We start from the raw sequence: 22,284 nt of genomic DNA on the forward strand, positions 1-22,284 counted from the left end.
CCTCCTAACTACTTAGTAATAACGCCGAGTTCAGCTACGTTAGCTACCGTCTCGCTGGTATCTGTGGCTTCAACCGCTACAAAACGCAGGTATTGTGCCGAATGAGCTTTTTTAAATAACACGCGTTGTTCCAGCGGGTTATTCTGAATATTGTCGAAACGTCCTTCCGCTACCGCCTGCCCCCAGTTTTGTCCATCATCCGACAGGAAAACCTGATATTTATACACGGTACCACGACGATGATCCGAAGCATCCGGCGTGTACGTGAAACCTTTCAGCGTCATTTTTTCTCCCAGATTCAGCGTTAGGGTATGGGGATATTTTTCATTTTTATCCGAAACCCAGATGGTCTTCACATCTCCATCAATGGCCCGATCTGCTTTTTGATCAATGCTCCATTTCGTCGAAGGAATGTCAAAATCAATCGAGGCTACCGGACCGCTCTGAGCCTTACCAAACGCTCGGGCTTTGACCGTTGCCGCCTGCGGTAATAAGAAGCTCTCCGTGTATAAAGCCGAACTAGCCCTGGGCTCTGAACCGTCCAGCGTATACCGAATTTCACGCACCGAAACGGGTGATTCAATACTCACCATCCCTTTCTGATTACGCTGAATGACCGGAGCTACTAACTGTTCGGGTTCTGCGTAAACGCCTAGTTCACTAATCGTTACGGCAACGGGTGATTTCGTCACACGAATGCGGACTTTTTCCGTGGAGTAATACTTCGACAAACGCACTAGTCGTAAAGCACCCACGCTTGTTCCGGTATGTATTTCTTTCCACTGTCCGTTTTCCCAAACATCCAGCTTAAACTCCTCGATTCGCTGCCCTAAAGCAATCGCCTCCCGAAGACTCAGAATATTGAATGTAACGGGTGTTTTCCAGGTCAGGATGATTCCCGGGGTGGTTGCCTGGTCTTTGCTGGCCCAATAGGTCTGACGGTTATTATCGAGAATATTTTTCGTAGGGAAAGCCGCTCCGCGACCTTCTGTAGCCGAAACCTGAGCCGTTTTCGCCAGATTTGTTGCGAAGGTTTTGCGAAGTATATCACCAAAAGCTTTCAGAATGACTACATCGTCATTATGCAGTTGTCCGGTTTTATCAGGCGATAACCCTAAATCCAAAGCCGCTCCGCGACCTACGCTTTTGTAATACAGTTCAAGTAACTGCTGAGGCGTTTTGGATTTCCCATCCTGACTGGCATGATAAAACCAGCCCGGACGCAGGGGAACGTCACATTCAGCCGGAATCCATTTCTCACCATTCCGCGTTCCTGTGGGAGCATCGTAGTCGTTAGCGTTGCCGGGTACGCCTTTGCTTTTACCATCGGCAGAAGTTGGCGTAAACGTTGCCCATGACGTTTCGTTGGCAAAACCTTTTTCGTTGCCCACCCAGCGAACATCCCAGCCTACATCGCTGAAAATGTTGGCATTAGGCTGTAGTTTCCGGGTAATCTGCCAGGTATTATCCCAATCGTAATACGTCAGGTTATTAATTTTCCGGGATTCGCGGGCACCGCCGTAATAGCCGTCCCCCCCGTTCGCTCCATCGTGCCAGGACATAAAGAGCGGACCATAGTTCGTATATAATTCCTTCAGTTGAGCCTGATAAATAGCGAGGTATTGATCTGTTCCATAAGCCGCATTATTCCGATCCCAGGGCGAGCAATACAGGCCCAGCTTCATACCATATTTTTGACAAGCCAGCATCATTTCCCGCACCATATCACCCTTGCCGTTGCGGAACGGACTTTTTGAGATGTTATAGTCCGTCGTTTTGGTAGGCCAAAGGCAAAAACCGTCGTGGTGTTTCGCTACGAAGACAATTCCTTTAGATCCCCCTGCTTTAGCCGAACGAACAATTTGCTCGGCATCGAAATTCGTAGGATTAAAGGTAGTAGGATTGGCATCCCCATAGCCCCATTCTTTGTCCTCAAAAGTTGTGGGCGTAAAGTGGACGATGTTGTAGACTTCCGTCTCATGCCATTTCAATTGACGGGCAGAAGGGACGGCTCCGTAGGGTTTAGGGGCTTGCTGGGCAAGACTGCTGAGGCTCAAGAAACAGCCTAGAATAGGTATGACGAGCTTTTTCATTCGTTCTTGGAGGAATAGTGGGCTAAGCAGTGAAGCATCGCTTTTTTATGATTAGAAGAGCAAAGGTGGCGTTTCAGACTCTATCCAATAATAAAAAATTTTATTAATCTACGAAGGTATCTATTTACCCGAATTCGTTTCGGTTTGGACACTGAAAAAAATACTTAAAAGCGGTAACTTTACTTGTTTTTACGTTGTTAGGACCTCATGGCAGAAACCACTCTTCCCACAATATCCACCGAATCCAACGGTCAGGAACTTATCGAAATTTTAGGTGCCCGCGAGCACAATCTCAAAAACGTTGATTTAACCATTCCCCGAAACAAACTGGTGGTCATTACGGGCATCAGTGGTTCGGGAAAATCTTCGCTGGCATTTGATACCATCTACGCGGAAGGCCAGCGTCGGTACATGGAAAGCTTCTCGGCCTATGCCCGGGGATTTATTGGCTCGATGGAGCGGCCCGATGTCGACAAAATTGAAGGCCTCTCCCCCGTTATTTCCATTGAACAGAAAACGACTTCCAAAAACCCACGGTCAACGGTAGGCACCACGACGGAAATTTACGATTTTCTGCGTCTGCTTTACGCTCGTGCGGGTGAAGCCTTTAGTTATGTAACGGGCGATAAAATGGTGCAGTTTTCACAGGATCAGGTCATTGACCAGATTTTGAGAGACTACGAGAACCGTAAAACGATCTTACTGGCTCCCGTCATTCGGGGCCGGAAAGGACATTACCGCGAGCTATTTGTTCAGATTGCCAAACAGGGTTATACCAAAGTTCGGGTCGATGGCGAAATTCAGGACATCGTACCGAAAATGCAGCTCGACCGCTTCAAAATCCACGACATTGAAGTAGTAATTGACCGCATTATTCCCAAAGACGAAGACCGCTTCCGGCTGAGTCAGTCCGTAGGAAAAGCTCTGCAAATGGGTAAAGGTTTGATGTTGCTTCAGGATGACCAGGATCAAACCCGCTGGTTCTCGAAAAACCTGATGGACCCCGTTTCAGGCATCAGTTATGATGAGCCTGCTCCAAATGCTTTCTCGTTTAACTCCCCTTACGGCTGGTGCCCGACGTGTCAGGGTTTGGGCGTGATTGAAGAAATTACCATTGATTCGATCATTCCCGATAAAAAACTGAGTATCAGTCGTGGAGCCATCGCTCCCATTGGCGAATACCGGGAACTCTGGATTTTCAAACAACTGGAAGTGTTACTGAAGCCCTTCAAGGTTGGTTTGACGACACCCATTGAAAAATTCCCGCCCGAAGCTCTGGAAATGATGATGTATGGAACGGATGAACCCGTACCCGTACCATCTAAAAAGTACGAAGGAACCGAGTGGAATACTAAGTACGAAGGAATCATTAACTTCCTGAAACGTCAACAGGAAAGTGGTTCGGACAAGATTCAGGACTGGCTCAAAGACTTTCTGGTGATTAAATCCTGCCCTGAATGTAACGGTGCCCGACTGAAGAAAGAAGCCCTTTGGTTCAAGATTGATAACAAAAACATTGCCGAACTGGCAAACATGCAAATTTCAGAGCTGGCGTCCTGGACCATGGGGCTGGAAGACCGCATCAGTGATCGTCAGCAGGTAATCGGTAAAGAAGTATTGAAAGAGATTCGCAAACGAATTGGCTTTCTGCTCAACATCGGGCTGGATTACCTGACGCTTAATCGGCCCCTACGAAGCTTGTCGGGTGGCGAGGCTCAGCGGATTCGTCTGGCCACGCAAATCGGCACTCAACTCGTTGGTGTTCTGTACATTATGGATGAACCTAGCATTGGCCTTCACCAGCGGGATAACGTCAAACTGATTCAGTCGCTTAAAGATTTACGCGATTTGGGTAATACGGTTCTGGTCGTCGAACACGACAAAGACATGATGCTCGAATCGGATTATCTGGTTGATATTGGACCCGGTGCCGGTCGCCACGGCGGCTCGGTCGTTGGACAAGGAACACCGCAGCAATTCCTCGAAAATCATTCCACTACTTCCGACTACCTGAGCGGACGCCGGAGCATTGAGATTCCGGCGGAACGTCGAAAAGGAAACGGCAAAACACTGAAGATTAGCGGAGCGAACGGTAATAACCTGAAAAATGTAACCCTCAAGTTGCCGCTCGGCACAATGATTTCCATCACGGGTGTTTCGGGTTCGGGGAAAAGTACGCTGATTCACGAAACCTTATTCCCGATTCTGAATCAACATTTTTACCGCTCCAAACGCGAACCGATGGTTTACAAATCCGTTGAAGGACTGGAGCATTTGGATAAAGTAATCGAAGTTGATCAGTCGCCGATTGGTCGTACACCGCGTTCGAACCCTGCTACGTATACAGGTATGTTCAGCGACATTCGTACTTTGTTTTCGGAGTTACCCGAAGCAAAAATTCGGGGATACAAAGCCGGTCGCTTCAGTTTTAACGTCAAAGGCGGTCGCTGCGAAGGTTGCGAAGGAGCGGGATGAAAAAGATCGAAATGGAGTTTCTGCCGGATGTTTACGTCCCTTGCGAAGTGTGTAAAGGCAAGCGTTTTAACCGCGAAACCCTGGAAGTACGTTTCAAAGGTAAATCCATTTCCGACGTGCTGGACATGACCGTAGAACAGGCCGTAGAGTTTTTTGAAAACCAGCCCAAGATCCTCCGTAAAGTTCAGACCCTGAACGAAGTAGGCTTAGGTTACCTGACGCTCGGGCAGCAAGCGACTACCCTTTCCGGCGGTGAAGCTCAACGAGTGAAGCTGGCCGAAGAGTTATCGAAAAAAGACACGGGCAAGACGCTGTATATCCTCGACGAACCTACCACGGGCTTGCACTTTAAAGACATCGAGCATTTGCTCAACGTGCTTCAAAAGCTGGTTACGAAAGGAAACACCGTCCTTATTATCGAGCATAACCTAGACGTAATTAAGGTTTCCGACTGGGTGATTGACTTAGGCCCCGAAGGTGGTAACGGCGGCGGCCAGATCATCGCCGAAGGAACACCCGAAACCGTAGCCAAAGTAAAAGGTAGCCACACGGCGAAGTTCCTAAAGATGGAGTTAGCTTAATCACTCATCCAATAGCAACAAAAAAGCTCTTCGAATGGAAGAGCTTTTTTGTTGCTATTCATTTCCCTGACCTGCTAGTTGGTATACAGAGCAAAGCGAAGGACCTTTTCTATAAAATCTCATTAACGTTATCAGGATCGTTTTCTTTCCACCCGTAGTCGATCAAACAAACGGATGAATTCCTGACACGCTTGTTTGGAAGCCAGCTTTACCTCACCATAAGCTCGTCGAAAGCCCGGGTCCTGTTCCATTGTTATAGCCGTCCCTTTTTGCAGAAAAAACTGGACAGCATACGCTCCATCCTGCTTTTTCCAATCCATTAACGTCGTTTCATCCAGCGGAATAATCCACTGGTTGATCTGCACCGCATACTGCTTTTCAGGTACATAGACTTTTGCAGTATCCGAGGTTTGCTGGAGTAAAGTCTGCATACGAACCACACTCACCGTAGGATGGCTCTGAGCCAGGCCTTCAACCGTTGCCAGACTCATCATAAGTAAGATACAGGTGATGAACTTCATGCTTATCAAGTTGTTAGTTTGTCCGAAGATGTCTGTTTTGTCGAATAGGTTGCTTCGATCTCCTGCCCCAGATGCTTTTTATTGTACCTGTCATCCAGAGCGAAGCAAAGGAACTTACTTACTTTTCGAACGTACTTGATCATGAGGGAACTTTAGTAATGCTGAAGTCGCCTGATTCTACAGAAGGTCTTCGTTCGAGAGGACAGGTTAATGAATCTTCGATGAAGCTATTCTGATTTTTGTACGATCATTAAATCATTTAGTAAGCTTGAGGTTTCACGGGCTTTGAAGAGTTTACCCACTCTATTACCTTTGGCAATACGTATACTTTTCCTGATTCTTTATTTAGAAATGAGATATTTTATCATAGCCCTTGCTCTTTTTATTTTCGCTCAATGCAGCAAACAAAAGCCCTTAGCTAATACCAAAAAAAATGTTCAATTTGATACATTAACTCTATTTGATACGAGCAGAAACAGAAGTATTCCAATTGCTATATATCAGCCTAAAAGTGACCTAAATGGTATTCCTATAATCTTCAGTCATGGGTATGGACAGAATAAGGGTGGAGCGTATTTAGAATATTCGTACCTGACCGAATTTTTAGCATCAAAGGGATATTTTATCGTTAGCATCCAGCATGAATTACCAACGGATAGTCTTCTACCGAGCACTGGAAAACCGCAACTAGTTAGACGATCCAACTGGGAAAGAGGAGTTCAGAATATTCATTTCGTCTTACAGGAAATGAAAACCAAATATCCGACATTGAATTATGCTAAATTAGCACTAATGGGTCATTCCAATGGAGGCGATATGACGGCTTTATTTGCTCATCAATATCCTGATTTTGTAAGCAAGGTTATTACCCTGGACAATCGAAGAATGGAATTACCCAGAACATCTAAACCTCAAATATTTACCTTACGATCCGCAGATTATCCTGCCGATGATGGAGTGTTACCTACGGATACAGAAGCTCAACAACTCGGTATTAGGATTCAGTTCACCCCTATTAAGCACAATGATATGGATAATGATGCCAGGCCAACAGAGCGGGAATATATTCAGAATAGAGTATTAGCGTATCTAAGGAAATAATAAATCCTTACAGTTAACTTATTCACCAAAGCCAGTAAAGCTATTTGTTTGGGCTTGTATATGTTCAACAGCTAGACCTTATTTCAAACTAACCTATACTCAAAAATGGAACACGACAAGAAATACCTATTCACATCCGAACGACTTGGATTTAGGAATTGGGAACTGGCAGACATTGACAAAATGCACGAAATAAATTCAGATGAAAAAGTAATGGAATTTTTCCCAGGTATTCCAACAAAAGAACAGACCACTGAATTTATTGGTCGAATGAAAAAGCAATTTGACGATAAAGGATTTTGCTACTTTGCAGTGGATAAACTTGAGACTAATGAATTTATTGGTTTCATAGGACTTTGTGAGCAAACGTATGAAGCTGAATTCACTCCCTGTATTGACATCGGCTGGAGAATAACAAGCAGTGAATGGAATAAAGGTTTCGCAACAGAAGGGGCGAAGAAATGTCTTCAATATGCTTTAAATGAATTAAAACTTGAAAACATATATTCAGTTACACCAAAAATCAATACAAAATCAGAACGTATTATGGTAAAAATAGGGCTAGAAAAACAATATGAATTTGAGCACCCGTTGTTAACCAATAACGAAAGACTTAGAACTTGTGTCTTATATAAAACTGAGACACAAGCTGAACTATTTTAGAGCTATTAAAATCAGGTAAAGTCAAATGCTAGTAAGATAAATTTAAAAACTGTCTATATAACATCCGATCTAATTCAAGTATTAACTTTAAATAGGAGCCCCTTAAATTTTAGAGCCGTGAGCGTTTACAACTGGTAACTGAATGCATCTACCATGTCGAGTGATACCTGGCATGGAATACTCTTCGAAATGAATACCCGGACCCGTCTAAAGTCATCCAAAGATTAATAACTCCTCTTTGCTTTTTGGTCAGCAATGCATACCCTCTAAATCTGTGTTCATGGTTACTAAACCAATGACTAGCTGATGAGTCATACCACGACCTGAGGAACAATCATCAAACGTGCCCTATTTACTTCCCTTGCTAGATAAGGGCACTGCGAAGGATTCAAAAAACAAATAGTAATGAACAACCGAAACAGTTTAATTGCCCTGTTTCTCACGCTCATCATTAGTAGTCTGTTAAGAGTATTCTTGGCCTGTAAGCCGCAGGATCAGCCCCATCCCACGAACCCATCGGTAACCCTCCAGTTGCTAGCCGATGGCGTTACCGACCAGGCTAAGCCCCTACAATGGGCCATTGACTCCTGCGGAGCAACCGGGGGCGGTACGCTGATTTTGCCCGCCGGAAAGTATCTGATCAGTCCCATCATTCTACGTAGCCGGGTAACTCTGCAACTGAATCTGGGGCCACGCTGCTGGCCAGCACCAACGCTGCTGACTACACCAGTAAACTCCCCAACCTGATCAATGGCGATTCATTGACCGATGTGAGCCTGAAGGGACGAGGCACCATCGACGGGAACGGGGCCATCTGGTGGCAACGGTTTCGGGACAGTGGTAAAACCCTTAGCCGCCCCCGTCTGATTTACATAACCCGCTCTACAAACCTATTGATTGATGGGCTCACACTCATTAATTCACCGTCATTTCACCTGGTTCCTAGCCAGTGTCGGTATGTAACGATTCAGAATCTGACCATCACCGCTCCGCTTGACTCACCCAATACGGACGGCATCGACCCGGCTAACTGCACACATGTGCTGATTCAGAACTGTACTATTGACAATGGTGACGACAATATTGCCATCAAAGGTGGACGCAGCAATGGGCAGATCATCCAGCCCAGTCAGGACATTCAGATTCGAAATTGTCAGTTTCTGCATGGGCACGGCTTGTCAATAGGGAGTGAAACCTCTAGCGGCGTAACGGGTGTATCGGTGACGAATTGTACGTTCACCGGAACGACCAATGGTATTCGCATTAAATCGCAGTCAGGACTCGGTGGGCCTATTCAGGGCCTGTCTTATAAGCAGATTACCATGACCGACGTGCCCAATCCGCTGATTATCGACCTGGCGTATTCACTCAACAGTAATAATGGGTATCCCAATGATATACCATCGGTCTCGGGCCTAACTATTGACCAATTGACGGTAACGGGTGCCAAAAACGCGGGTAGTCTGGTGGGATTGACGAACAGCCTGCTTCAGAACCTGACGTTGTCAAACCTGCACATCAACGCCCGTACGGGATTAGTTCTACAAAATGCCCGCAATGTAGCAATGAATGCCTACCATATTGAGGTCAGCAGCGGACCCTCTGTTATTGCACAAAACGCAATCGGCACTGGCTTTTGAGTAATTTTCACCTGCTATTCGGCTGAAATGGTCAGCCTTGTATGTGCCTAAATTCGATAGTGAGATTTCGATAAATACCACTAATGATGGAAACAGGAAAACGTAAATCGCAACTGTTCGTCCGAGACTGTGTCACGGATGCCTGAGGAAAGCGTCTGCGACGCTCAGCATTACAAACGCTTTTCTCACGTATCCGCGTTTTAAAAACGCACTAAAGGAGGTACACCGTCTTTGGGTAAATTAATAACCAATACTCGCAGTCGCTCGGCTCTGCCGAGTGACCCCATGGTTGTAGGCCTCTGGCCGTCTCAGGCAAAGAAATCTAATACAAAACGACGGACTGACCTACTTTGAAATACCTAGCACTGAATTCCACTTCCTCACTCGGCAGAGCCGAGCTACTGCGGTAGAAACGAGAGGGAATTTCGCACCGGCAGGCGAGAGACCTTCTGATAAAATGATACGATGATAGAGTTAGTAGAGTTGCTGCATGACCAATTACGTTCGCAAAGCCAGTAAGGTCCTTCACTTTGCTCTAAATGACAGGGGATAGATAATTTCATAACTTCACCATTTTCCCTGTCTTGGCCGATTCCCGGGCGGCTTCCAGAATGCGTACGACTATGAGATTATTCTCCAGCGAATACAAGGGATGAGGCTTTATTTTGCCGCGAATTAAATCCGCAAAGTAGGCGAAAGGATCGTCGTAAACGGGTAGATCCTGCTTGGTAATATTCCGTTTTTCCTCCTTCTTTTTACCACTTCTAACTTTATATTTCTCCTGATTTTCGGTAATTACATACCCACCATCGCCGTATACTTCTAAATCTTTACGGCTATACGGCCAGTTCCAGGAGGCCTGCACGATGCATTGGGCATGGGGGTATTCAATCACAATGGTGGCATCGTCGTCTACTTTGGGATACATATGAGGTTTGAATTGATGCGTAACGGCTGTTACCGAAAGCGGCTTTTCATTCTTCATGAAGTAAGTCATCAAATTGGCTCCATAACAACCAAAATCAATGAGGGCCCCACCGCCGTTTTGCACGGGGTCGGTTAGCCATTCAAAAAACTCTGGATTAACGTTGATTTCTTTGGGCCCTTCGTGCCCCGTATGCACCACCATTTTTTTGAATTTCCCAACCGCTGTGCTGTCCATCACTAGTTGATACGTTTTCTCAATGCTTGGGTACCACGAGGTTTCGTAATTAGTGAGTAGTAAGGTATGGTGTTTCCTTGCTAACTCCGCCATTCGCTCAGCATCTTTCACGTTCGTTGAAAGCGGTTTCTCCACCATGACATGAATACCTCGCGGAGCACAAGCTTCCACAACGACTTTATGTTCATAAATCGACCCAAAGGCTACCACCGCTTCGGGCTTCGTCTGATCGAGCATGGTTGCCAGGTCTTTATAAAACAGCTTCGGGTCGAGCTTATACCGGGACGCGTAACGCTGAGATAACTCCTGATTACTTTCAGCAATACCGACAAGTTCAATATCGCCCACAGGTTTTCGGCCTAAAATCCAGGGAACGTGTCCGTGGGTAATACCCGCTACGGCCACGCGAACGGGTTTCTGAGCTATCGCAATAGTGCTGGTTAGAACTAGCAAGCCCAGGAAGAGGAATTTTTTCATAGTGTTCAGAGGAGTTTGATTACTTCGTCTAATAGGTTCGGCTAGTTACTTAATTCTGCGAGATTAAGCTAATATTCCTCCGCAAAGCCTTCCTTAAAGGCACCACTTCGCTCTCGATTTTTCAATCGAATTTTAATGGGTCGACTCATTCATTCAAGCTATAAATCGTATATTTTTTAAAGTCTTAATTATACCCTGCCTATCTAAGCTATTTGAGCAGAATAAGAGTAAAAATTCTTAGAAATACATCCGCTAAACGTAATAAAATACATACCTCCTAATCCTACTACTTGGTAGTATTTAATTGTCAATTAATGTTAAAAATCTACATTCAAGTTAATTTATCAGTAAATTGGCTGCTCATTTATATAGTGTATTTTTAGTAAAAATTACCTATATAAGACACCCCATTACTTTATCAATCAGAGTTTATGTTTTCTTTATTCTCAAAAGGAATATTCATTCTGTGTGCCTTCTGCGTACCCTCCGTTGCTTTTGGGCAGTACCTCATCAAAGGTCGGGTTACAGACGCCTCTTCGGGAGAACCTATTCCTTTTGCCAATGTGGCCCTACGAGGGAAAGCCATTGGTACAACTACCAATTTTGAAGGCTACTATTCATTCAAAACCAGTCAGTTGAGTGATTCTCTGATTGCCACGAACATCGGCTATCGCATGCGTTCGAAAGCTTTACAAACTCAGGTAACCGAACAGGAGATTAATATTCAGTTAGAACCCGGCACGGCTCAGTTAAGAGAAGTAGTGATTCATGCTGGCGAAAATCCGGCCTACGCCATCATTCGAAACGCTCGTAGTCAGTTCAAACATCGGCAACCCGTTGAAGCTTATGAGTATACCAGTTACACCAAAATCGAACTGGATGTAGACAATGTCTCCGAGAAGTTTCGTAAGCGTAGAATAGTCCGCAAGATGACTGAGGCAATTGAGCAAGCCGAGTTTCTGGCAGGCGAGGACGGTCAGCCCATCTTACCCATGTTTGTTTCCGAAACTTTTTCACGTTTTTACTACCTGCATTCGCCGGAGTTACGCAAAGAACATATCCTTAAAACAGCTACGAAAGGGGTAGGTGTTAAGGACGGAAATTTCATTTCACAAATCACCGGCGGGAGCTTTCTTCAGAGTTTAAATTTCACACATAACTACATTACGTTTTTAGGAAAGGACTTGCTTTCCCCCATGGGTGAACACTGGAAAAGTACGTATGACTTTTATCTGGAAGATACCCTGGCGGTGGGTAATGAAGTATGCTACGCCATTGAGTTCAAACCCCGACGCAGCTCTGACCTGGCCTTCACGGGGAAGATCTACATTGATACTACACGTTATGCCTTGCGGGAAGTGGAAGCTACCATTGGCAAAGAAGCTAACCTGAATTTTATTGACAAATTAAAAATAGATCAGGAATTAACGATGGTGGTTAACGGGGCTGACTCCACGTGGTTACCCAACAAAACCCGCTTTATGATTGACGTTGCTCAGCTTACCAATAAATCCGCGGGGATGCTGGCTAAGTTTGATCTGTACAATCAGGATTTTGTCCTTAATAAGAAACATCCGCTCAGTTTCTACAATCCAAATCTGGAAGTAGCCGAAGATTTCAAGGAAGTGACGCCTGAATTCTGGGCCAAAACCCGCCCTGAAAACCTTAGTTCGGAGGATCTCCTCGCTAGAAAACTGATTGATACCCTTCAGAATCTGCCCATCGTCCGAACGTATGTGGATGTAGCAGAGCTTATTTCCACGGGCTGGAAAAAGTATCCTTACGTGGAATTTGGCCCTTACCTGTATTCCGCTGCCTGGAACCGAATTGAAGGCCTGCGGTTACGAATGGGCGTCCGCACCAATTCTGATTTCAGTAAGCACTGGATTTTACGCGGCCATCTGGCCTACGGTACGCTCGATCAGCGATTTAAGTATAGCGGAGAGGTGAACTATCTGTTCTCACGAAAAAGATGGACCGTTGCCGGAATTCGCTATTACCACGACCTTGAACGCATCGGTTTAACGCCTGATAAAATTGGCGATAACAAGCTGTTTTATGCATTTACGCGTTTTGGGAAAGTCCGTGGCTCTTATATGCAAACCGATTATGAGCTCTTTTTCAAGTCCGATGTTATTCGTAATCTTACGCTTTCGGGTTCCATAGACAATCGTAAGTACGAGCCACAATTTCCTTTCTTCTATAAAACTACCCCGCATCTGGGTGAAAATTCACCCCGCCAAACCAACTTCTACGATACCTTCGTCACCCTGGAAGCCCGTTATGCCAAAAATGAGCAATACTTAATGGATGGCAACGAACGGATCACACTGGGCACTAAACGAATTCCAGTGATTTCGTTCCGGTACGTAAGGGGTTTTGCGGGCTTAGTACATGGCAATTTTAATTACCACCGCTTCCAGTTATCAGCCTACCAGACATTACAAATGGGATTATGGGGACGATCTAATTATTCCTTTTCGATGGGTTATACGCCATCGGTTGTCCCTCCCATGTTACTATTTCCTCATTTGGGCAATCCAACCTGGCTGTTCAACCGGAATGCCTTTAACCTGATGGACTTTTTTGAATTCGTCTCCGATCGCTATGTTTCTCTACAGTTTAACCATTCCTTCGAAGGGCTTCTCACCAACCGTATTCCGGTCATCCAGAAGTTAAAACTGAGAAGTTTTATGCTTTTCAATGCCTTAGTGGGTCAGCAAAGTCTTCAAAACCACGAATTCATCGATCACCATAAACTTCCATCCCGTACGCACTATGACTATGGCTCTCTGGATCCAAGCATCCCTTACATGGAAATTGGGTACGGCATTGACAATATCTTCAAATTCATCAAGATAACGGCCCTCCACCGATTAACCTACCGGGACACTCGTTCGCAGAATTTCGCAATTAAAGCCAGTGCCCATTTTGGTTTTAATTAAACTAGGCGAGGTCAATTGACCCGCCCCAGTTTATTTATTACCAGCCCATCCGCTCTTTCAGACGGGTAACATGAGCCAGATGATGTCGGCCATGCCAGTCGTAATTACCCAACTGATAGTCCAGCGTTACGCTTTGCTGTGAGCCGGGATGAAAGAAGGTCTTCTGATAATCAGCCTCCTGCATGGTTTTGAATACATTGACCCAGCGAACGTGTAAGGCTTCCAGCAGCGACAGCGAAACGTCCAGTGGTGTTTCGAAAGTATCGCCCAGATCGGCCCAGCGGGCTTCTTCATAAGGCTTGATGCTTGGATTGGCTTCGGTCAAAGCCAATTTTGTACGAACATAGCCGTTCATGTGACTATCCGCTACATGATGCACCACTTGCCGAACCGTCCAGCCGCCTTCACGGTAAGGCATATTCAGTTGCTGTTCCGATAAACCTTCCAAAGCTTGACGATATTGACTCGGTACATGAAGGATGGACTTGATTAACTCGCTTCGCTGCTCAGGCGAGTAAGGGCCTTCGTAAACGAACAGGCCAATAGGATAGCGTAAGTCTTGCATGTATTGAATTTGGGGTTTGAATTCGTTTGGTCAGGTTTAAAGTAACTTGATCAGATTCATCTGATTTTGTCGGCACATCCTTTATCAAGGAAGCCACGTTCAAAGAAATTCAAACTTATCAAACCTTCGCAAATTATTGTCAAAGGACTCAAACAAATCCAGCTCATACTCCGCTCCGTAGTCGTTTGGCTCTGCCGAGTGACTGCGGAAGTTTACAGCTTGCCTTCAAGAAGCCTTCACGAAGCTAAGTAAGGTCCTTCGCTTCGCTCTGGATGACAGTTAGTGAGTTTATCTTAAGACTGCCAGCGAAAAAGCTGGTCGGGCCACGCTGGCAGCCTTAGCACTAGTTCCTTCGCCCACTCCACAGTAGTTGCTAAGCCGAGCGAATGCGAGAAACCAGGTTAAAATAAAAATAAGCCCGTGTCTCATCAGAAACACGGGCTGCGATCATGGTGGCTTCGTACGGGAAATGCTCTTAGGTAAAGGTTAATGCCTATTAATTCTGATTCAGAAAATCAGTAAAGTAAATCAGCTCTACTTCGAAGAATAAAGCCGTTCCCTCCCGAACCGGATCGGAGGTGATGGCGATACAGGGATACTGTTCCGGTTTAGGAATGGGTAACCATTCGGGCACCGAACACCCTGGGCTTTCTTCCTCGTGCTGCAAGCTGGTCGATAAAATGTGGCGAAGGTAATCTTCCTTGCTACGAACCAAGTTCTTCTGCATAATCGTGGCGTTTGGAATAGGCGGAAACGATTGACTTTATTTTTTACTCATATCGTGTATCAAAAATGGCAACTAGAATTAACAAATACAAATAAAATAGACAAATTCTTTGTTATTGATTCAAAAATCTCTGATTTACCCTTTTTTGAATATACTTCTTATTCGCCCAGCATTCCATCCCTTAACAATTTGTTAATCTCTACGACCATTCAAAAGTCTTAACTTCCAGATTCAAACGATCCCTATGACCCATGATTTTAGCCCTTTGGCGTAGCGGCTTATTACTAATTTTGTTGTCTTATGGTTCAGGATTTGGACAAAATATACGTTCAAATCAAGGCCGATCAGACTCAACATTCATCCAGGCGAAGGAAGAATACGCAATAGCTCTTCAGTCCGAAAAACCACTGGTAGCAGCGAAGGCACTTCAATCGCTCGGACGACTTTATTTTCACGCCGGACAATACCCGCAGTCGCTCAGTTATTATGCTCAGGCAGGTCAAAAACTAGAGCAGTTGGGAGAAAAGAAATGGCTCGCTGAAAATCATAATGCACTCGGTGAACTTTACTACTACAGCAAGCAACCCCAGCAGGCCCGACTTCAATACGAACAGGCCTTACTACTTTTCAAAACAGTATCGGATGCCTCGGGTATAGCGACTACCTACGGAAACATCGGGCATTTGTACGAAAAAAGACAACTCTACGACAGTGCTTTTTATTATCAGCAGCAGGCACTCCATCAGTACCTCTCCGCTCACAATCGGGAGGGAACGGCCAAGATTTACGAAAACATGGGGAGCATTTTTGAGGATCTTGAACGCTACGACTCGGCCCAGGTTTACTTTCAGCGGGCACTAAAAGTTAATCTTCAGACGAAAGATTCGCTACTCCGCATTGAAATCTATAATAACCTCGGCGACATTCTTCGCAAAACGGGTCACTTTCAGAAAAGCCTAATTTATAGCCGAAAAGCCTACGCACTAGCCCTGCAAACGCATGAACGCCATTACCTGAGTGGTTCGACCAATGACATTGGAAAAGCCTATCACCTGATGGGTCTGAACGACAGTGCCTACCATTACGTATCCTTGAGTCGGGCTTACGAAGCCGAAATTTATTCACTCGAAAGTAGCCAGCAACTGGCCCTGACCCAAACGCTTTTTGATACGGAAAAGAAGAATAATGAGATTGAGCGACTGACTAATGAACGTCAGTTCAACCAACTCATGACCGTCGCGGTAATTATCGGTCTTTTGCTACTGATTGGTTTGGTGAGTCTGGCTTACAATCGGCAAAAAATGAAAGTTCGAAATGAGCAGACCCTCAGTCGACAAAATCAATTGGTATACGAAACGCAGCGGGAACTCATGCAATCGGAGTTACGGAATCAGCAGTTGCAGGAAGAGCAGTTAAAGAATGAACTTGCTATTCGTTCGAAAGAATTATCCACTCACATTTTACATATCATTCAGAAAAATCAGGCATTGGAAGATTTGAAAGGTAACCTAGATAAACTAATAAAAGACGATAAACGTGATCACAAAAAGCAGATTAAGAAAATTGTTCAGCAAATTAATGATAGTTTTAGCCATGATCAATACTGGCTCGAATTCAGCAGCACCTTTGAGCAAGTACATCAATCTTTTTTGAAAAGTTAAGGCTCCATTCGGATCAATTATCTATTTCTGATTTACGATTGGTAGCCTTATTGAAAATGAATCTGACTTCATCTGATATTTCCACTTTATTAGGTATCTCGCAGGACAGTTTACGCGTTACCCGGTATCGTCTGCGGAAAAAACTTAACCTGGCCGCGGGTGAAAGCCTCACAGCCTTTATTCAGGGAATTTAGGGGCTTAACATTTTGGTAATATTGCCATAACGCAAACTTAATGGCGGTTTTGTAACGGTATAAATATTTAAAAATCAACAGATTAACTACTTTTTGTTAACACTGTTGCTTTCGTGCTAACGGAGGCTCCAGTCACCGAACTTCTTTCGGCTTTCCATTTCCTTGACTCCTAATTTTTCATCCTGCACCTTCGTCCCATCAAACGAAAATCAGTAAGAATACCGAGCTGATTCTCGTGCTGATTTTGCTTACTCAATCAGTACTCATTCGATGGGAAAGATTTATAGTATTATTGTTTTTATCAGCCTTATTTCATTTTACAGTTGGGCTGGATCTATTAAAGGGAAAGTTTCTGAATTATCTTCCGGTGAACCTATTACTGGAGCCGTTATTCGCGTAGAAAATACGATGTATCATGATCTTTCGGGATATGATGGCAGCTATACTATTAAAAACTTACCAGCCGGAACCTACCGGGTTACCATCAGTTTTATCACCTTTCAATCTACTACTAAAGAAGTTAAAATTTCCGGCACTGAAACCGTTGTTCTTGATGCATTCCTAGAACCTTCCCACAAACAAAATTTACAGGAAGTAGTCGTAAAGACGGGCCGTGAAGGAGCAACGGATCAAACCGCCCGTCACCTGGAACGTTCGGCGGATCAGGTGATGAATATCGTTTCGGGACGATCCATCCAGTTATCTCCCGACCTTACCGTTGCCAACGTTATCCAACGGGTTTCGGGGGTATCCATCGAACGAAATAGCAACGGCGACGGTCAGTACGCCATCGTTCGGGGGATGGACAAGCGGTATAATTACACGCTGGTCAATGGCGTGAAAATTCCAAGCCCGGATAACCGCTACCGCTACGTTCCGCTCGACATTTTTCCTTCCGATCTTTTGGATCGGCTTGAAGTTTACAAAGCCCTCACCCCAAGGATGGAAGGCGACGCGATTGGAGGAGCCGTCAATCTGGTTATGAAAGACGCTCCGAATCAACATTTGTTCACCGCTAACGTTTCGACGGGTTACAGCGAATTGTTCATGGATCGGCCCTTCATGAGTTATGACTGGAAGTCCGTTACTAAAAAATCGCCTTACGAACGCAACGGTAATCAGTACAATGCCACGCCAGCCGATTTTTCGAAAGTTACTTCGACCTATAGAAAGCAGTTGCCGCCACCGAATGTACTGGGTGGATTCTCCTGGGGTAACCGCTTTTTCAATCAAAAACTAGGCATTATCGTAGCCGGAAGTTACCAAAACACCTATCGCGGAAGTAATAGTTTATTTTTTGACTCTGAAACCGTTAACACTCAAAAAGGAGTAACCCTTACCAAGTTAAGCGAGCGTCAGTATTCCGAGCAGCAGTTACGCTACGGAGTTCACACGAAGCTGGATTACCGGCTGAATGATCGCCATAAACTCTCCTTATATAATGCCTTTATTAACCTGAGCAACAGCCAGATTCGGGATACCAAATCAACACAGTTAACCATTGGCGGGTACGATCCGATTGCCGGAAATGCGACGCTGGGGTATGACACCCGGAGCCGCTTGACGCAGCAGCAGATTTTGACGAGCACCTTGCAGGGTAAACACCAGATCAGCGATCCTTTTGAGGTGCAGTGGTCAGCAGTATATTCGAAGGCAACGAACCAACAGCCCGATCAAACGCAGGTTCCGTTACTAGGCGAACGTAAAAACTTCATCGAAACCCGAACAACCGTGCAGGATGCGTACCGTCGCTGGGAGCATAATTCAGACACCGATCTGGCGGCTTACCTGAACTTTAGTTATCGTTCTCATTTGGGTCAAACGCCCGTGGAATGGAAGGCGGGTGGGCTCTATCGCACGAAAAACCGGAGTAATTTCTATAATAACTACCAGCTTCGTCCCTCCAACCTGTTTGCCCGTTACGGCGAAGACTTCACATCCTACGATCAGATTAACTGGACGATTCAGAACCCGCGAGGTTCGGTTGGTAGTGCAATGACCTACGATGCCTCCGAGAAAACGGCTTCGGGTTATGTACAGGCCAAGGCAACGCCTCTACACTGGGAAATTCTGGGCGGCGTGCGAGTAGAGCATACGGATCAGGGATATGAACTGAAAAATCAGGTGGGAGAAGATCGTCCGACGGGTCATCAGATTTACACGGATGTATTACCCAGCCTGCACCTGAAATACATGCCGAATGGACAGACCAACTGGCGGGCCTCGTACTTCCGTTCGCTGAACCGTCCGGGCTTCTTCGAGATCGTTCCCTATAACGTCGTTCAGGAAGAATATCAGGAGCGGGGTAACCCCGATTTGAAGCGGGCAATTGCGGATAACATCGACTTGCGTTATGAACACTTTCCCACTCACACCGATCAGTTCATGGTGGGACTGTTCTACAAATACCTTCAAAATCCCATCGAGTATACGTTACAACGTGATCCCGTTCGTGGGCAGTCTATCATTTACACGCCGGGTAACTTCGGGAATGCTCAGAACGCCGGGCTTGAACTAGACTACATCAAATACTTCAGCAAGTGGGGAATCAAGGCCAATTATACCTATACGCTGTCCCGAATTACCTCCGCCAAATTTATCCGAACCCGTGACGAAAACGGGGATTTGGTACCCATGTACGTCAACCAAACGCGTCCTCTGTATGGTCAGTCTGCCCACATTGGTAACGTGACTGTGCTGTACAGAAATGATGGCTGGGACGCTCAGGTAGCGGGTAGTTACACCGGCGAGCGAATTAATACGGTTTCTCAATTCCTCAATAATGACCTCTGGCAAAAAGCCTTCATTCAAATGGATGCTTCGCTGGAAAAAGCCATGGGTCATCGTTGGGTCGTTTTTGCGAAAGCCAATAACCTGCTCAATACGCCGCTGGAAGTGTACATCAAAAACGCTGAGTCAGTTAACGAAGGATTGCCCTATCAAACCGAAGCGGGCAAAACCCTCATCCGTCGGGATTATTACCAGCGTAGCTACGTCTTTGGTTTACGCTTTAAACTCTAGCATTCAAGCTTTTACAAAATCTTTATTATCCAGAAACAATCATGAACAAACTGTTTATTGCAACCGGTCTGGCAATGGCCTTTTTAACCAGTTGTAGCAAAAATTCCGAAGAAACGCAGGTTACCCCAGCCCCTACCGAAGAAAGCGTAAGCGGTAACGTGGAAGGCGTTTGGAAAAAAGGGAATACCTACAAAGTGACGGGACACCTCCAGATTGCCGAAGGCAAATCCCTGACCATTGAAGAAGGCGTAACCGTTCTGATGAGCGATTCGATTGTGAAGCCTGAGATCCTCATCAGAGGGAACCTCTACAGCATGGGAACGACGGCCAACCCCGTAAAATTTACCGTGCCTGATGCCTGGAAAACGGCGGCTAATAACTTCGGTAACCTTTGGGGTGGTTTGATTGCCGGCCCCACCAATACGGAATTAGTCCTTTCAAATACCGTCCTTGAATACGGTGGAGCTGTCACTACGGAAGAATCTCCTTCGGTTAAGGCTCAGTTATACAAAGCGAAAGCGGGTGAGCACGTTCCGGTATTATATACTTCAAACACAGGCTCTAAAATTGTCGTGGCCAACAGCACCATTCGTCACTTCAACGAAGACGGTTTTTACCTCGAAGGTGGTAAAGTGTTAATCATGAACAACACCTTCCACACTACCGGCGTTTCGGGTGGCGAAGCCATTAACATCAAGTCAGGGGTACAGGCTGAGGTAGCTTTCAATGTCATCTATAGCCCCAACACAAATGCTCTGAAGCTTTCCAACGCGGGTGACAAAACGCCTCAGGCTTACATCGTGGCTTACAACAACACGATTGTGAACGCAGGCTGGAGACGTCCAACCATCAAAGGTGGTTCTATTTGGTTAGAAAAAACGGTTCGTGCGGACGTTTACAATACCTTACTGGTGAACGACCGTTTCGGTATTAAGCGGGACAAAGGTGCCCCTGAAGATACCCGTTCCGTCATTGCAAATAACTTCTATTACGGATACACGCAGACGGGCGTGGATCAATTTCAGCCTTCAACCGAAATCGTAAAAGGAACGAATGATATTCTGAGTACGAAAGCGGGAGAAAATGATCCTAAGCTAGTGAATTACCCCCTGTCTACGTCCAGCATGAATTCCAGCTACGACTCCTCCTGGGATTTTCACTTACAAACGGGCTCTCCAGCGTTAGGCAAAGGCAAAACAGACTTTACCCGTCTATATGCAAACGGTCTAAGTGTAAATGGGGTAACCTATACGTCACCCGCTCCCGGTTCTTACATCGGAGCGTTGGGGACGAAATAAGTCATCACTAGTCCCCATGTCAGCTGGTCTTTCGTGGGGACTTTTTGTATCTATATAAAAGGATGTTACTGAAAACGAGTGCGTTATTATTAACCGGACTGGCTCTGTTCACCAGTTGCCAGCGGCATACGATTTCCCGTCAGGCGGTAAAACCGCTGTACATTACCGAAAAACTGGCTCACGATTCTGATGACCCGGCCGTGTGGATTAACCCTCAGGACCCGGCCAAAAGTCTGATTGTCGGGACGGATAAAGACGTAGAGGGAGGACTGTATGTCTTCAATCTTCAGGGAAAAATTCAGCAAAAAATAGGAGGACTGAAGCGTCCCAATAACGTTGACATTGAATACGGTTTGATGCTGAACGGAAAGGCCACGGACATTGCCGTTACCACCGAACGCATGACGCACCAACTGCGAATTTTTTCTTTACCCGACCTGAAACCCGTGGATAACGGCGGTATCGAAGTTTTTGAAGGAGAAACCCAGCCAGAATACCGCGATTTAATGGGCATTTCGATGTATAAAAACAAAGCAGGCGTAATCTATGCCATCGTAGGTAGAAAGACGGGTCCTACTACGGGAGGTTACCTCTGGCAGTACCGCCTTGACGATGACGGAAGGGGCCAAATTAAGGCCACGTTAGTTCGGAAATTCGGTGCTTATAGCGGTCTGAAGGAAATTGAATCCATCGTAGTGGATGACAAGCTGGGTTATGTGTATTATTCGGACGAAGGCAAAGGCGTTCGCCAGTACTATGCGGATCCTGAAAAGGGTAACGAAGAGTTAGCCTTATTTGCAACCGAAAACTTCAAAGTCGATCACGAAGGCATTTCAATTTATGAACTAACCGACAGCACGGGTTATATCCTGGTATCGGATCAGGGAGCGAATCGCTTCCAAATTTTCAGCCGCGAAGGAACGCCGGATAAGCCTTTTGAACATAAGCTGGTTAAAATTGTGGACGTGCGGGCCATGGAAAGTGATGGCTCTGAAATGGTTTCCGTGCCTTTGAATAATGACTTTAAACACGGCTTGTTTGTCGTCATGAGTACGGATCGAACCTTTCACTTATACCGCTGGGAGGACATTGCGGGAAAGGAATTAAAGTTACGCCCTTAATGAAAATTGCCAGCTTCTCGGCTGGCAATTTTTGTATCA

15 protein-coding genes and 1 pseudogene are annotated in these 22,284 nt (G+C 45.6%); 11 read left to right on the forward strand and 5 right to left on the reverse strand.

Features of this window, described 5'->3' with window-relative positions; translation table 11 throughout:
- Positions 1 to 8: 8 nt before the first annotated feature.
- The gene (locus BWI96_RS14320; RefSeq protein ID WP_106637301.1) at positions 9 to 2,093 is read right to left on the reverse strand and encodes an alpha-L-fucosidase; all 2,085 of its coding nucleotides are present in this window, start codon (positions 2,091 to 2,093) and stop codon (positions 9 to 11) included.
- A gap of 207 nt (positions 2,094 to 2,300) precedes the next feature.
- On the opposite strand from BWI96_RS14320, the pseudogene uvrA reads away from it, so the two are divergent.
- A pseudogene (uvrA, locus tag BWI96_RS14315) lies at positions 2,301 to 5,149 on the forward strand (excinuclease ABC subunit UvrA).
- Between the two features lie 131 nt (positions 5,150 to 5,280).
- On the opposite strand, the gene BWI96_RS14310 reads toward uvrA, so the two are convergent.
- A complete protein-coding gene (locus BWI96_RS14310) occupies positions 5,281 to 5,670 on the reverse strand; it encodes a hypothetical protein (RefSeq protein WP_106637300.1) in 390 nt (129 codons plus the stop codon).
- Positions 5,671 to 5,982: 312 nt separating this feature from the next.
- Here BWI96_RS14310 and BWI96_RS14305 point away from each other — a divergent pair, with 312 nt between their 5' ends.
- From BWI96_RS14305 to BWI96_RS14290, 4 genes are all read left to right on the forward strand, one after another.
- Positions 5,983 to 6,771: an alpha/beta hydrolase gene (locus BWI96_RS14305; RefSeq protein WP_198555263.1), complete on the forward strand. Its 789-nt coding sequence runs from the start codon at positions 5,983 to 5,985 to the stop codon at positions 6,769 to 6,771.
- Between the two features lie 105 nt (positions 6,772 to 6,876).
- A complete protein-coding gene (locus BWI96_RS14300) occupies positions 6,877 to 7,434 on the forward strand; it encodes a GNAT family N-acetyltransferase (RefSeq protein ID WP_106637299.1) in 558 nt (185 codons plus the stop codon).
- A gap of 405 nt (positions 7,435 to 7,839) precedes the next feature.
- Positions 7,840 to 8,181: a glycosyl hydrolase family 28-related protein gene (locus BWI96_RS14295; RefSeq protein ID WP_106637298.1), complete on the forward strand. Its 342-nt coding sequence runs from the start codon at positions 7,840 to 7,842 to the stop codon at positions 8,179 to 8,181.
- A gap of 14 nt (positions 8,182 to 8,195) precedes the next feature.
- Entirely contained in the window at positions 8,196 to 9,074 is an 879-nt protein-coding gene (locus BWI96_RS14290) for a glycoside hydrolase family 28 protein (RefSeq protein WP_369804175.1), read from the forward strand.
- 559 nt (positions 9,075 to 9,633) lie between these two features.
- On the opposite strand, the gene BWI96_RS14285 is transcribed toward BWI96_RS14290, so the two are convergent.
- Positions 9,634 to 10,713, reverse strand: coding sequence for a Gfo/Idh/MocA family protein (locus BWI96_RS14285; RefSeq protein WP_106637296.1), 1,080 nt, complete (start codon positions 10,711 to 10,713; stop codon positions 9,634 to 9,636).
- A gap of 431 nt (positions 10,714 to 11,144) precedes the next feature.
- Here BWI96_RS14285 and BWI96_RS14280 point away from each other — a divergent pair, with 431 nt between their 5' ends.
- Positions 11,145 to 13,658: a DUF5686 and carboxypeptidase-like regulatory domain-containing protein gene (locus BWI96_RS14280; RefSeq protein ID WP_106637295.1), complete on the forward strand. Its 2,514-nt coding sequence runs from the start codon at positions 11,145 to 11,147 to the stop codon at positions 13,656 to 13,658.
- Between the two features lie 37 nt (positions 13,659 to 13,695).
- Here the strand turns inward: BWI96_RS14280 and BWI96_RS14275 are convergent, their stop codons facing one another.
- Both BWI96_RS14275 and BWI96_RS14270 read right to left on the reverse strand, forming a co-directional pair.
- Entirely contained in the window at positions 13,696 to 14,223 is a 528-nt protein-coding gene (locus tag BWI96_RS14275) for a YfiT family bacillithiol transferase (RefSeq protein ID WP_106637294.1), read from the reverse strand.
- 496 nt (positions 14,224 to 14,719) lie between these two features.
- Complete coding sequence (locus BWI96_RS14270) at positions 14,720 to 14,950, reverse strand: hypothetical protein (RefSeq protein ID WP_106637293.1); 231 nt, start codon at positions 14,948 to 14,950, stop codon at positions 14,720 to 14,722.
- 251 nt (positions 14,951 to 15,201) lie between these two features.
- Here BWI96_RS14270 and BWI96_RS14265 point away from each other — a divergent pair, with 251 nt between their 5' ends.
- The 5 genes from BWI96_RS14265 (at position 15,202) to BWI96_RS14250 (ending at position 22,245) form a co-directional block, all read left to right on the forward strand.
- Positions 15,202 to 16,611 (forward strand): tetratricopeptide repeat protein, encoded by a 1,410-nt coding sequence (locus BWI96_RS14265; protein WP_106637292.1) that lies wholly within the window; start codon positions 15,202 to 15,204, stop codon positions 16,609 to 16,611.
- A gap of 56 nt (positions 16,612 to 16,667) precedes the next feature.
- Positions 16,668 to 16,805, forward strand: coding sequence for a hypothetical protein (locus tag BWI96_RS21645; protein ID WP_157830375.1), 138 nt, complete (start codon positions 16,668 to 16,670; stop codon positions 16,803 to 16,805).
- A 270-nt stretch (positions 16,806 to 17,075) separates the two neighbouring features.
- Positions 17,076 to 19,826, forward strand: a complete 2,751-nt coding sequence (locus BWI96_RS14260) for a TonB-dependent receptor (protein ID WP_106637291.1) — start codon at positions 17,076 to 17,078, stop codon at positions 19,824 to 19,826.
- Between the two features lie 41 nt (positions 19,827 to 19,867).
- Positions 19,868 to 21,124: a right-handed parallel beta-helix repeat-containing protein gene (locus BWI96_RS14255; RefSeq protein ID WP_106637290.1), complete on the forward strand. Its 1,257-nt coding sequence runs from the start codon at positions 19,868 to 19,870 to the stop codon at positions 21,122 to 21,124.
- Between the two features lie 62 nt (positions 21,125 to 21,186).
- On the forward strand, positions 21,187 to 22,245 hold the full coding sequence (locus BWI96_RS14250; RefSeq protein WP_106637289.1) for a phytase: 1,059 nt from the start codon (positions 21,187 to 21,189) through the stop codon (positions 22,243 to 22,245).
- Positions 22,246 to 22,284: the final 39 nt, after the last annotated feature.

This window comes from Siphonobacter sp. SORGH_AS_0500 (genome assembly GCF_002838835.1).
Lineage (GTDB): Bacteria > Bacteroidota > Bacteroidia > Cytophagales > Spirosomataceae > Siphonobacter.